General features: G+C 41.6%; 14 protein-coding genes. 5 read left to right on the forward strand and 9 right to left on the reverse strand.

The features are described 5' to 3' along the window. Positions 1 to 15 precede the first annotated feature (15 nt). From BMX30_RS10515 to BMX30_RS10525, 3 genes are all read right to left on the reverse strand, one after another. Positions 16 to 543, reverse strand: a complete 528-nt coding sequence (locus tag BMX30_RS10515; protein WP_090744774.1) for a GrpB family protein — start codon at positions 541 to 543, stop codon at positions 16 to 18. After that, positions 540 to 800 (reverse strand): YqkE family protein, encoded by a 261-nt coding sequence (locus BMX30_RS10520; RefSeq protein ID WP_090744777.1) that lies wholly within the window; start codon positions 798 to 800, stop codon positions 540 to 542. Before BMX30_RS10520 ends, BMX30_RS10515 begins: the two co-directional genes overlap by 4 nt. A 97-nt stretch (positions 801 to 897) precedes the next feature. Next, positions 898 to 2,085, reverse strand: coding sequence for an acetyl-CoA C-acetyltransferase (locus tag BMX30_RS10525; protein ID WP_090744780.1), 1,188 nt, complete (start codon positions 2,083 to 2,085; stop codon positions 898 to 900). 220 nt (positions 2,086 to 2,305) lie between these two features. On the opposite strand from BMX30_RS10525, the gene BMX30_RS24085 reads away from it, so the two are divergent. Together BMX30_RS24085 and BMX30_RS10530 are read left to right on the forward strand one after the other, a co-directional pair. Next, positions 2,306 to 2,440 carry a hypothetical protein gene (locus BMX30_RS24085; protein ID WP_280139955.1) on the forward strand — a complete coding sequence of 45 codons (135 nt, stop codon included), beginning with the start codon at positions 2,306 to 2,308 and terminating at the stop codon, positions 2,438 to 2,440. 109 nt (positions 2,441 to 2,549) lie between these two features. After that, on the forward strand, positions 2,550 to 3,458 hold the full coding sequence (locus BMX30_RS10530; RefSeq protein WP_090744782.1) for an alpha/beta hydrolase: 909 nt from the start codon (positions 2,550 to 2,552) through the stop codon (positions 3,456 to 3,458). Between the two features lie 75 nt (positions 3,459 to 3,533). On the opposite strand, the gene BMX30_RS10535 is transcribed toward BMX30_RS10530, so the two are convergent. Continuing rightward, the gene (locus BMX30_RS10535; RefSeq protein ID WP_090744785.1) at positions 3,534 to 3,863 is read right to left on the reverse strand and encodes an iron-sulfur cluster biosynthesis family protein; all 330 of its coding nucleotides are present in this window, start codon (positions 3,861 to 3,863) and stop codon (positions 3,534 to 3,536) included. A 133-nt stretch (positions 3,864 to 3,996) separates the two neighbouring features. Here BMX30_RS10535 and BMX30_RS10540 point away from each other — a divergent pair, with 133 nt between their 5' ends. After that, on the forward strand, positions 3,997 to 4,197 hold the full coding sequence (locus BMX30_RS10540) for a CDGSH iron-sulfur domain-containing protein (RefSeq protein ID WP_090744787.1): 201 nt from the start codon (positions 3,997 to 3,999) through the stop codon (positions 4,195 to 4,197). Between the two features lie 100 nt (positions 4,198 to 4,297). On the opposite strand, the gene BMX30_RS10545 is transcribed toward BMX30_RS10540, so the two are convergent. The 4 genes from BMX30_RS10545 to BMX30_RS10560 form a co-directional block, all read right to left on the reverse strand. Next, positions 4,298 to 4,636 carry a YolD-like family protein gene (locus BMX30_RS10545; protein ID WP_090744790.1) on the reverse strand — a complete coding sequence of 113 codons (339 nt, stop codon included), beginning with the start codon at positions 4,634 to 4,636 and terminating at the stop codon, positions 4,298 to 4,300. Positions 4,637 to 4,684: 48 nt separating this feature from the next. Then, positions 4,685 to 5,944, reverse strand: coding sequence for a Y-family DNA polymerase (locus BMX30_RS10550; protein WP_090744793.1), 1,260 nt, complete (start codon positions 5,942 to 5,944; stop codon positions 4,685 to 4,687). Positions 5,945 to 6,094: 150 nt separating this feature from the next. Next, positions 6,095 to 6,892: an SDR family NAD(P)-dependent oxidoreductase gene (locus BMX30_RS10555; RefSeq protein WP_090744796.1), complete on the reverse strand. Its 798-nt coding sequence runs from the start codon at positions 6,890 to 6,892 to the stop codon at positions 6,095 to 6,097. 4 nt (positions 6,893 to 6,896) lie between these two features. Beyond that, positions 6,897 to 7,868 carry an MBL fold metallo-hydrolase gene (locus BMX30_RS10560; protein WP_090744799.1) on the reverse strand — a complete coding sequence of 324 codons (972 nt, stop codon included), beginning with the start codon at positions 7,866 to 7,868 and terminating at the stop codon, positions 6,897 to 6,899. Between the two features lie 265 nt (positions 7,869 to 8,133). On the opposite strand from BMX30_RS10560, the gene namA reads away from it, so the two are divergent. Then, positions 8,134 to 9,156 (forward strand): NADPH dehydrogenase NamA, encoded by a 1,023-nt coding sequence (gene namA / locus BMX30_RS10565; protein WP_090744803.1) that lies wholly within the window; start codon positions 8,134 to 8,136, stop codon positions 9,154 to 9,156. Positions 9,157 to 9,805: 649 nt separating this feature from the next. Here namA and rnz read toward each other — a convergent pair. Beyond that, complete coding sequence (rnz, locus tag BMX30_RS10570; RefSeq protein WP_090744806.1) at positions 9,806 to 10,741, reverse strand: ribonuclease Z; 936 nt, start codon at positions 10,739 to 10,741, stop codon at positions 9,806 to 9,808. Positions 10,742 to 10,976: 235 nt separating this feature from the next. On the opposite strand from rnz, the gene zwf reads away from it, so the two are divergent. Beyond that, a complete protein-coding gene (gene zwf, locus BMX30_RS10575) occupies positions 10,977 to 12,443 on the forward strand; it encodes a glucose-6-phosphate dehydrogenase (protein WP_425283753.1) in 1,467 nt (488 codons plus the stop codon). Position 12,444: the final 1 nt, after the last annotated feature.

Raw genomic sequence — 12,444 nt, forward strand, 5'->3', positions numbered from 1 at the left:
GCCGCAGCTGCTTTTTTAATTTGATGGTTTCCATTTGAAAGCCAGGTGTTCCAACTCTTTAATGATTGATTCCTTCTCATCCATATAACCTTCGATATCGTAAGTGTGCTCTACAGCTGCCCACTGCTTTATTTCTCCATATCTCTTGGCCTGCTCTGGATGAGCCCGCAAATAATCACGGAAAACTAAATGCCGATAAATTTCAGGATTTCCTTTTTCAAACGCATGAACATGAAAGGTTCGAACTCCGTTTTCATCACTTTTCTGAAAAAATCGACGCCCTGGTATCCCGTTCTCCCCTTTAGGCTCATAACCCGCTTTTTCGATTTCCGCTGTTACCGAATCAACCAGGTCCATTCTTTCTGCTTCAATCAGGATATCGATAATTGGTTTGGCACTTAGACCTGGGACGGATGTACTGCCAATATGATAAATGGCCACCTTCCCGTTGCCAAACAATTCTCTGAACAGGGACTGCTCCTCGTTAAAGCGTTCCTTCCATTGAGGCGAATATGGTATTACCTCAACCTTTCGTTTACTCATTTAAATTTCTTCCAATCCATATCGTTTTGCTGGAGGAGTTCTTCAAATGACATATTTTTTTCCCTTTGACGTTGCTCTTCTCGCTTTCTTTTGGCTTCGGCTTCCTTCTGCGCTTGTTTTTGCTTTTCCTCTACCTCTTTTAGTTCTTGCTGCTTTGCCTTTAACTGGGACATCAGGTCTGTATTTAACCGGTCCCCTAAGGTAACAGACTTTTCTTCCTTTTTCGCTTGTGGTCTAGTTTGCTTTTTCTTTTTCATGCTGTATTCCCTCTTTTTCTTTTTGATATCGAAATTATACCAAGACCTCAAAAAAATAGAAACGTCCCTGCATAGGACGTTTCTTTACTATTGGTACCTAAGCTAGCTCGACTACGGTTGCAACGCCCTGGCCGCCACCTATGCATAATGTCGCCAAACCTGTTTTGGCTTGTCGGCGTTGCATTTCATGAATCAACGTGACAAGGATTCTTGCCCCACTTGCTCCAATTGGGTGTCCAAGCGCAATCGCTCCCCCGTTGACATTTAATATTTCTTTATTAAAATTCAGCTCCCGGTCAACCGCTAAAGATTGTGCCGCAAACGCTTCGTTTGCCTCGATCAGTTCAATTTCCTCCATGGTCACTCCGGCCTTTGTAAGAGCCTTTTTGACGGCAGTTACAGGACCAATTCCCATGATGCTTGGATCAACACCAGCATTGGCATTTGCTTTAATCACAACGAGTGGCTTGATTCCTAACTCTTCTGCTTTCTTGCGGCTCATTACAATTAGTGCTGCTGCCCCATCATTAATCCCCGATGCATTGCCTGCGGTTACACTTCCATCTTTCTTAAAAGCTGGACGTAGACCGGCTAACTTTTCTGCAGTCGATCCTTTTTTGGGATACTCATCTGTATCAAATACAATCGGGTCTCCTTTGCGCTGAGGGATATTTACTGGAATGATTTCATCCTTAAATTTTCCGCCTTCAATCGCTTTGACTGCATTTGCTTGGCTTCGTGCTGAGAACTCGTCTTGTTCTTCACGGCTTATCTCATATTTTGTACAAAGGTTCTCTGCCGTTATCCCCATATGGTAATCATTAAACGCGCACCACAACCCATCCGTTATCATGCTATCTACGAGCTTTTGATCACCCATTTTAAAACCTTCTCGGGCATTATTTAATAGATAAGGTGCTTGGCTCATATTCTCCATCCCACCCGCTACAATTACATCGGCATCTCCTGCGACAATTGCCTGCATCGCAAGGTGAACGGCCTTTAACCCTGACCCACAGACTTTGTTAATGGTCATTGCTGGGACAGTCTCTGGAAAACCCGCTTTAATCGCCGCTTGTCTTGCTGGGTTTTGACCTAACCCTGCTTGAAGCACATTCCCAAGAATGACCTCATCTACCTGAGATGCTTCGAGACCAACTTTTTCTAAAGCACCTTTTATCACTGTAGCCCCTAATTCTGGAGCTGAAACACTCTTTAAACTACCATTAAAACTTCCAATCGCTGTTCTTGCTGCACTTACAATCACTACGTCATTATTTGACATCTATTCCATCCCTTTCTAATCTTTTACTTTCTTAACTAATTCGAGTGTACCGTTCGTTTTCCCTTTTAAATTCATAAAGTTTTGTGACCTTCTTCCGCTAAAGCAAGGGCGATATCTGTTATTAACCACCTCTACTCGTACTCGTTACAATTTATATGCATAGGCAATGAACTTGAAGCCATCTTATTAGTGAATGTACTTTTAGAAGGGAGTTATCCAAATGAGCAGAAAGCGCGATAAGGGCTACAGCCAAAATGGCAAACCAAACGCTGACAATGTAAAACAAAAGATTGCTGCCGAAGAACTAGATCGAGCAATCCACCCAACGAATCGTCAAAGTAAAAGTGAAGGTTAAGAGAAGCAAGCAGATATTAAAAGTCGCCCTAATAGGAGCGGCTTTTTTTTCTGTTTGCCACACCTCAGATGGTAAAATAAAAGGAAAAGGTATTCCGGAGGTTTCCAAGATGAAAAGGTTGTTGCGTTTTACTATTACTTTTCTAGCTCTTTTCACCACGTTAGGAATTTATACGACGAATCGAATCATGTTCATAAAAAATAAAAAGGAGGAAGAAATTTTAAACAGAGATGAGGAAGCAGGGTTTCTGAGGCTGTCTGAGTTTAATGCCCTTCCGAAAAGAGAAGTTTCCATCTTGTCTCCTTTTGGCTATTCCTTGAACGCGACTGTCGTTGAGCCTTGGGAAACCGATCGCTACATGATTTTTTGCCATGGAGTAACAGAGAGCAAAATGTCCTCGGTCAAGTATATGAATCTGTTTATAAATCGAGGGTATAACGCTGTCATCTATGACCAACGCAGGCACGGTGGTTCTGGGGGCAAAACAACTAGCTATGGCTTTTATGAAAAGTTTGACTTGAAGGCCGTTGTTGATTGGCTTAAAGAAGATCGGAAGGAGACAAATCTCTCCTTTGGAATTCATGGAGAATCTATGGGGGCGGCAACGATGCTGCAGTATGCAGGGATGCTTGAGGACACGGCTGCCTTTTACATTGCAGATTGTCCCTACTCTGATTTTGGGGAACAATTATCTCACAGAGTAAAAGAAGATGTTAAACTCCCACCAAGAATGATGCTTCCCATCGCCAGCTTATTCTTGAAAATCCGAGACCGATATCCACTTAAAGATGTTTCGCCTATTTCTGCTGTCGAGAACATCGAGAAGCCCGTTTTGTTTATTCACAGCAAAAGCGATGACTATATCCTTCCTCATATGACAGAAAAGCTTTTTGCTCGAAAAAAAGGCCCAAAACAGCTATTTCTTGCTGAGAACGGAGTACATGCTCGGTCCTTGATGGAAAACCAAAAGGAGTATGAACAGGTGTTAGACGAGTTTTTTATAAAGTATGTACTATAGATTTTTCCTTTCAACCCTCCTAGGTGAAGAGAAAAGTGGGGTCTCATTACGAGGCCCCACTTCTTTCGTCCATTATTATTCCTCTTTTGTTTTATCAATCAAGCTCATACAAGGATTAAAATATTGATTTGGACTCTTCAACACAAAACAGCCCTTATGCTCGGCAAAATCAATGATCATTTTCTCATCGAAGAACACTTCCTTCGATTTTTCCATGAAAACAGGTAGCCCGTTTGTTTCCATTTCCCGATCCGTTTCATATGGCCTTGATATAAACCAAAGCATTGCCGTTCCACTGACAGAACAGCAATTCTTTGTATCGTATTCAATTCTAAAAACACCTTGTTTTCCAGCTGTTCTCTCAGTTAATTTCTTTTCTGCTGCTTCTGTAATTGTAAGCTGCATCTTCTTCCCCACCTTCTTTGCTGTTCCTCGTCTATTTTAACATGAGTGGGCATATGAGTGGTTATACTTGCTTTTTTGCTTATTAGATTTTACTATTGGTAAAAATTAGTGCAAAAAGAAGGAGATGCTTTTTATGTCAAAAGTACAGATTAAAGTTAATGACAATGGCTCATTGCGTATAACAGGAGATGTTGAATTAATTGACGGCGAGGGAAATGCCTATGAGACAAAACCTACTTTTTCGCTTTGTCGCTGTGGCCTAAGCAATAAAAAGCCCTTTTGTGATGGAAGCCACAAAGGGAAGTTTGAGTCGGCCGTTCGTGCCGACACCTAAAAGAGATGGGCTTTTCCTATTCAGAAGTTGTACCCACCAAGCAAGGGCCATGCCTTTGCTTCTGTTTTCTAGGCTCTTAGTTTGAGAAAAGAGCCTTTTTCTAAGATTCATCGATGACACTAACATCAACAATTTTCGAAAGTCCAATACGGTGGAGTTCTTCAAAATTATCAACGATGTGAAGCTTACTTGCCATTGAATCCCAATAATGAATTTTACCAATTAAAAGCTCATATTTCTGCCACCGATAATGTGTAATCGCTACTGAATGATTTAATTCCATTGCCTCAAGGATGGTTTCATTCATCCTTTCAAGCTGCTGCTCATCCAGTTCCTTCTCCTTTTCATCTTCATCTTCTTTCACCCAGTCCCTGAGCATCCTTACATGTTCAGGAAGCATCATTGACGTCCATTTGATCTTTCCGCGATCACGAATCATTGTTGTCCTCCTAGCTAACAAGTTTATTTAGTGCGGCTTATCCGTCCTTTAACCCTTATGACCACCAACCAGCTTTGCTCTATGGAGAGCAGTTCCTGCCGGTGTATAGGAAACGGCCCGAAGCAGTGCCGTCGAACCATGACGGGCCCGAATTTGATCCATTGCATAACCTAACTGATGACGCCTCCAACCATCTGGATCAAAAAGATCGAGTTGAAATTGGGTATCCTGGGTCAGGTTTCCCAGTGAAACTGAAATGCTGCGCACCGTCTTTCCACTGTAGTTTTCTGAAAATAACTCCAGGCAAACAGCATAAAGCTCCATTGTAATATTGGTGGGTTCATCGACTGTTCTTGAGCGGTGAAAGCCTCCACCAAATTCATCCTGACTATAGCCGATGCCAAAGCTGATTGTGCGACCAGCCTTCCCATGACTTCTTGCCCTGCGTGCCACCTCTTCACATATTTCGAGAATGACATTTTTAATTTCCTCTTTCTCCTTGTAATCCCGGAGGAGAATCTGGCTTTTGCCAAAGCTAATCTGTCCCTCGATAATCGGAGCTCCAATCTCAGAGAAATCAATCCCCCAAGCATGGTGGTACAACTGATTTCCCATAATGCCAAACTTTTTCTCTAGCTTTTCAAGATCATACCGCGCAAGCTGGCCAACAGTGAAGATTCCCATACTGTTTAGCGTCTTTTCCACCCTCCGACCAATCCCCCACATTTCACGTAGTGGCGACACTTTCCAAAGTTTTTGCTGAACATCTTTATACGTCCACTCAGCAACGCCCTTTTTCTTTGCTTCCAAATCAAGACAAAGTTTGGCCATCAGCATATTAGGTCCAATGCCAACAGCGCACGGAAGCTGAAACTCCCGTTCAATGTCATCCCTAATTTTTTCAGCAATCGCCCAGGCACTACCGAACAGCTTTGTTGTTCCATCTACCTTTATAAAACTCTCATCCACACTGTATGTATGGATCGCTTCCTTTGGGGCATAACGGTTAAACACTCTTGAAATTTCAGTAGAGATTCGTAAATACGTAGACATTTGAGGATCCACAATCGTAATTCGAGGGTCCTTTGGAATTTCAAACAATCTTGATCCCGTTTTAATGCCAAATTCTTTTTTTAAGCGGGGAGATGCGGCGAGGACGACACTTCCAGAACGGTCCGTATTTCCAACGACAGCAAGATAACAGTCCTGAGGGTCCAGTCCGAGCATAACCGCGGAGCAACTTGCATAGAAGCTCTTCATATCCACGCATAGAATTTGATTTTGCGTCATGTTGCTATAATCGAACATTCCTCTACCTCCTCCCCGATACTTCTTCTAGCGAAAGAACATTTGTTCCTAATTTAGTATATTCATTATCTTAAGCGAATATGCGTTCGGTTTCAATGGAAAATTTCAACCAAAAAAACCAGCTGTAGTATACACAACTGGTTCTCCCCATTATTTTTGATTAAATGCGCGCCTGCCGAGTCGTTCAAAAACCCGTGGAAAAAGCGCGTAAATCATACTGCCTGCATTCATCCAGCGAGGCAAATTGATTTCTCTTGTCCTCGTCATCATCCGCTCAACAACTTGTTTAGCGACATATTCTGGTTGTAGCATAAACCTCTTAACATTTTTGACATACGTCCCCTGTTCATCTGCAATTTGAAAAAAGTTGGTAGCAATTGGGCCAGGGTTGACTGCAGTGACAAAAATGCCCGCATCCTTTAGTTCCAATCGAAGGCTGTTCGTATAGCCAAGGACAGCATGTTTTGTGGCAGAATATACGCTTGATTTTGGCGTAGCAATTTTACCAGCCTGAGAAGCAATGTTGATGATATGTCCGCTACCTCTCTCCCTCATACTCGGAAGAACCATGGACGTACAAGCCATTAATCCAAACACATTCACCTCGAACATGAACTTAATCTCTTCCATATTCGTTTCATGTGCATGACGGAAAATACCAAAACCAGCGTTGTTGACCAGAATATCGACGTGACCGATTTCAGAAAGGACCTCATTAAAGACATCACGCACCGCAACGGTGTCAGCAACATCTAAACTTTTAACGATGACTTGCACACCTGTTCCCTGTTCAAGCTCTTCTTTTAACCTTTCAAGCTTTTCAACATTACGGGCGAGAAGAACAAGATTGGCTCCGTAGTTTGCTGAGAGCCGAGCCATTTCTGCTCCGATTCCGCCTGATGCTCCAGTGATGATTATGTTTTTGCCTACTAAACGATTATGTACCAAACTCTTACCTCCCAATCGCAGCGTAGAGAAGGGACGATTCTTCCTCGCGAACAGCAATTTCTTCGAGTGACAATAAATAATCTAGTTGCGCGGCCGTTTCTGAAATCGTTAAGTTCAGCTCCTTTTGATAGACAGTAGGAAAGAGTAGCTGACACACTTCAAAAGCTGTTTTCGGTTCGTCTTCAAGCATCCTCTTGACCTTCATCGCTCGATCATGCTGTCGTGACAGCCTTTTTTCAATTAAAGGATGAATATTGCCAAAGTCTTCTCCGTGTCCCGCATGGACGATAGAGATTGGATATTCTTGTAATTTCCTCAATGTCTGATTGTACTGAAGCTGTGGTTTAGGACGCTCCCGTTCCCCAGGGTGAGGAGGCTCTAGCAAAGGATTCGGAGAAATATGAGCAAGAAGGACATCTCCGCCAATCAGTACTCCATCTTTTTCTCGCCAAAGAGCAATATGGCCCTGTGCGTGCCCATGGGTCTCAAGCACCCGCCATCCTTCAAGACCCGATGGAACATCGTGTTCATATAGATAACCAGATAATGAACACTCAGAGGAAAAACGCATGTTTTTTTTCATATTGTTAACAGAAGGACCGCACAACTCCTCTGGAATTCCAAATTGCCGATATAAACCCATGTAGAACTCATCATGTTCCGAGGCAAAATGATTATCTTTAGTCAGCCACCGCTCATTTAGTGGATGAGCGTGTACTTCAATAGTGGTGGATAGATAATCAAGTAGTCCCACATGATCCGGATGATGATGAGTTAACACCACCTGTTCAATATCATCAGGTGTTAAGTTAAGTTCTGCTAATTGGGCTTTGAATAGTTCCCACGCTTCCTCTGTTTTGACTCCAGCATCGACGAGAGTCAGCCTATCACCCTTTATCAAATAACTATGAACATCACCGACCGGAAACGGTGTAGGTAATGTTAGTTTCGCAATTCCATTTTGCCAATTTCCCATTTTTCTACTCCTCAATAGTATATTTCCATAAAGTTTTTCGATTAATAGAACACCTAAATCTTGACGTTAAAATAAGTTTAACGAAATCAAGCTCCAATGTCATTATTTTAACAGAATATTTTCAGAAAAAACAAACAATTCGTCAGTAAACTTTTATCAGTATGAACTTTACATAGCCTATTATTAGAACGAAGGTTACAAATTAAACAAGGAGGAAATCTCCTGTTATACTGTAAAAGAAACAACGAATACAGGAGGTTTTCTGATGGATCGAAAATTATTTTCTCCCTTTAAAATCAAGGATTTAACAATAAAAAACCGGATTGTCATGGCCCCGATGTGCATGTACTCTGTGGAAAAAGAGGATGGGATTGTCACTGACTGGCACTACACCCATTATGAAAGTAGAGCGGTTGGACAGGTTGGCCTTGTTATTCTTGAGGCAACCGCAGTAACTCCTCAAGGGCGTATTTCTCCCCAAGACCTCGGAATTTGGAGCGATGACCACATTGAAGGACTGCAGGAACTTGTAAAACGCATCAAAAGGCATGGAGCTACAGCGGGGATTCAAATCGCCCATGCCGGAAGAAAAGCTGAACTTACTGAAGAAATCATCTCTCCTTCAGCATTGGCTTTTAACGAGCGGTACAAACAACCGAAAGAGATGACAAAAGAAGATATCAAGCAGACCATTGAAGCGTTTAAAGCCGGTGCAGCTAGAGCAAAACGAGCAGGCTTCGATGTAATTGAAATCCATGCTGCACATGGGTATTTAATAAACCAATTTTTATCTCCACTTACAAACAAGCGCGAAGACGAATACGGCGGATCAATGGAAAACAGATACAACTTCCTCCGAGAAGTAATCGATGAAATAAAAACCATATGGAACGGCCCGTTATTAGTGAGGATTTCTGCTAGCGATTATGCGGAAGAAGGCTTAACGATAGACAATTACATAGAAATTGCCAGCTGGATGAAGGAACAAGGAGTTGACTTGATTGACGTTAGCTCAGGAGCGGTTGTCCCCGCAAGAATACCTGTGTATCCCGGATATCAAGTGAAGTTTGCCGAAAGGATTAAACAGGAGGCCAATATACCGACAGGAGCAGTTGGCTTAATTACCACGGGGATACAGGCAGAGGAAATTCTCCAAAATGAACGAGCAAATCTCATTTTCATTGCTCGTGAACTTCTCCGAGACCCTTACTGGCCAAGAACAGCCGCAAGAGAACTAGGCGTCGAGATAGAATCGCCCAAACAGTATCAGCGGGGATGGAATGTCTAGTTAAAAAAACAGACCAAAGCTCATTGACGGGTTCCTTTTCCTATCGCAAACGTCAATTTGCATAGGAAAACGGGAAACTAAAATGTAATCCTTTTTCGCACTATAAGGCTAGAGATTAAAAAATATTTAAAAATAGCAAGGGGTTTTATCCTTGCTATTTTGCTTTTATTGCTAATTCTTTGGATTGCGAATGACGAAGTTTGCAATTCATTTCGCCTGTTCATACCAATTTGTGTGCAGGTATGAGAATAAGGGGAAATATTCCCGCTAATGTTTACTCGGGAAGCTTAAGAAGCGTAGATAAGGGGAGATATTCCCGTTAACTGCTCAAAATCAGGGGAAATTCAAAGATTTTGATAATATAACGGGAAAAACTCCCCTTATTTTAAAGGAAATATCGGTATTTCCCAATTTAACGGGAATTTCTCCCTTTATTTTTCATACGTAGTGAAATCAACATTCAGTTTATAAACAAATTTTTAATCTTAATTTGTATATGAACTTCTAGTAAAAGTAAAATATCGGCACTGCCAACTCTCCAAAGTAATTATAGAAATCCCTATATACCAGCAAAAATAGACCTTCAAATTCCCATACAATTTGAAGGTTATTTTAGATTACATCTTTAGTTAACGGAACCCTTTAGAGCTCAAGTCTGGTTTATCTTTTCTATAGTAATCGAGACTTCCATAAGATCCTCAGCGATGATTGTCTCCGGGAAGACTGTTCTAGCCTCTTGAACAAGACGTTCTCCCCCCTCGCGGTCATAACGAGAGCTAATATGGGTTAGACAAAGCTTTTTGACCTTTGCTGTCCTGGCGGCGTCACCTGCCTGAACCGTTGTTGAGTGATAATACTCGTGAGCAAGCTCTGAATCTTCCTCTGAAAAAGTAGCTTCATGAATAAGTAAGTCCGCCTCTTCCGCAAGAGTGATAACTGCATCACATGGCCGTGTGTCACCTAAAATGGTGACAATTCTTCCTTTTTGAGGTGTCCCTTGAAAATCTATAGGGTCAAGTAGTTGCCCATTGAAATGAACAGATTCCCCTTCTTTAATTTGTTTATAGATGGGGCCTGGTTTAACACCTAGAGCTTGTAATTTATCAACCTTTAATGTGCCTGGACGGTCCTTTTCGACAACCCTGTACCCAAAAGAAGGAAGACCATGATCCAAGAGCTTTGCTTCGACAACAAATTGATTGTCTTCAAAAACGACTCCTTCTTCAATTTCCACCACTTCGAGGTTGTACTTTAGGTAGGTTTTACTTACCTTTAGACTAATTTCAAGATAATCTTTCAAACCCTTAGGTCCATAAACGGTAACATCTGAATCTCCTCCCTGAAAGGAGCGACTTGATAGTAACCCAGGAAGCCCATAAATATGGTCTCCATGCAAATGGGTAATAAAAACTTTTTCAATTCTTCGCGGCCTGATGTTCGTATGTAAAATTTGATGTTGGGTAGCCTCACCACAATCAAACAACCAAACTGCTCCACGTTCCTCAAGAAGCTTTAAGGCAATGGAAGTCACATTCCTTAGCTTCGCAGGAACTCCTGCCCCAGTTCCTAGAAAAAACACATCCATCTTCATATCTCCTTCAAAAGCTAAATAGCTTATCCTAGCAATTATGCTATTACTATAACACAATTGCTAGGATAAATTGGAGTCACTAGATGAAAACTATTCCTAACCTTTTAGTTGCTAAATCAAGCTGTTAAAGCTAAAATTTTATACTTGTAGTGCTTGTTACATACTATCAATTCATAATAAAGAGAGGTTCTTGACTTTGGCACAAAATGAAAAACCGACCGCGTTAATCATGATTTTTGGGGCAACCGGAGACTTAGCAAAGCGCAAACTATTTCCTTCGTTATACCGCTTATTTGAAAAGGATAGACTGGGTGATTTTGCTGTCATAGGTGTAGCTAGAAGATCGCTAACTAACGACGAGTTTCAAACGAGTGTAAATCAATCTGTAAATCCTGAGGGAGTAGAAAATGACAAACTTAAAGAATTTGTCTCCAAGTTTTATTATCACTCTCACGATGTAACGGATTCTGATTCCTATGCGAGTTTGAACACTGTTGCTCACGAACTAGACAACCAATACAATTTAAGTGGGAATAGAATTTTTTATTTGGCAATGGCACCTGAGTTCTTTGGAACAATCGCTGAGCATTTAAAGACGGATGGATTGACCGATGCTCATGGGTTTAAAAGACTAGTAATTGAAAAACCGTTTGGTCATGACCTTGAATCTGCTAAAAAGCTGAACAATCAAATTCGTACCGCCTTTACGGAAGATGAAATATACAGAATTGATCACTATTTAGGGAAAGAAATGGTCCAAAATATCGAAGTTATCCGCTTTGCTAATTCAATTTTCGAACCACTTTGGAACAATCGGTTCATCTCAAATATTCAGGTGACTTCAAGTGAAACACTCGGTGTTGAGGAGCGGGGCCGTTATTATGAGAAAAGCGGGGCTCTTAGGGACATGGTACAGAACCATATGCTCCAAATGGTATCACTATTAGCTATGGAGCCACCAATCAGCCTGACAACAGATGAAATTCGTTCTGAAAAAGTGAGGGTATTCCGAGCCCTAAGACCGATAAAAGGCAACGAGGTTAATGAATATTTCGTCAGAGGCCAGTATGGGAAGGGGCTTCTAGAAGAAAAAAAAGTCCCTGCTTATAATGAAGAAGATATGGTTGACCCTGAGTCGAACACGGAGACATTCGTTGCTGGTAAACTGATGATCGACAATTTCCGTTGGGCGGGTGTGCCATTCTACATTCGGACGGGCAAACGAATGGAAGCAAAAACAACGAAAATCGTAGTTGAATTCAAGGATATGCCAATGGACTTATACAATCGGCAAGAGGGGTCAGTAAGACCGAATCTCCTTGTTATCCACATTCAGCCTGAGGAAGGAATTACCCTTTATTTAAATGCTAAGAAAGCAGGTCAATTTATGAATTCAACTCCTGTGAAGCTTAGCTATGCAAATAAAGGGATTGATGGGCTTAACACCCCAGAAGCGTATGAAAAACTGTTATATGATTGCTTAAGAGGAGATGCTACTAATTTCACCCATTGGGATGAAGTCGCTCTATCCTGGAGTTTTGTTGACAATATTTCAGCTGTATGGGAAAAAGAAAAAGAACAAAACTTCCCTAATTACGAAGCTGGATCAATGGGACCAAAAGCAGCAGATGCCCTACTAGATAAGGACGGTCATTTCTGGTGGCCAGTGACAAATTTAGATGTTGAAAAATGCTAAA

It is taken from the genome of Mesobacillus persicus (genome assembly GCF_900109925.1).
In the GTDB taxonomy this organism is placed as follows: domain Bacteria; phylum Bacillota; class Bacilli; order Bacillales; family Cytobacillaceae; genus Mesobacillus_B; species Mesobacillus_B persicus.